Origin of the sequence: Ensifer sp. ZNC0028, from assembly GCF_000799055.1 — a bacterium.
Taxonomy (GTDB): Bacteria; Pseudomonadota; Alphaproteobacteria; order Rhizobiales; family Rhizobiaceae; genus Ensifer.
The window spans coordinates 1-207 of sequence record NZ_JTLA01000261.1 but is presented as its reverse complement, the minus strand read 5'-3'; the positions used below and the strand labels follow the sequence as shown (position 1 = coordinate 207).

The window sequence follows — 207 nt, the reverse complement described above, 5'->3', positions numbered from 1 at the left end:
ACGGCATGGCCTCGGTGCGCTTCATCTGCGGCACGCAGGAGGAGCACAAACAGCTCGAGGCGCGCATCTCGTCGTTCCTCGGCCTGGAAGACACGATCCTCTATTCGTCCTGTTTCGACGCCAATGGCGGCCTGTTCGAAACGCTGCTTGGCGAAGAGGATGCGATCATCTCCGACGCGCTCAACCATGCCTCGATCATCGACGGCG

General features: G+C 61.4%; 1 protein-coding gene. It reads left to right on the top strand.

Translation table 11 applies throughout. The features are described from left to right. Positions 1 to 207: aminotransferase class I/II-fold pyridoxal phosphate-dependent enzyme (locus L981_RS32925; RefSeq protein ID WP_156134324.1), on the top strand; the 207-nt coding region annotated here is incomplete at both ends.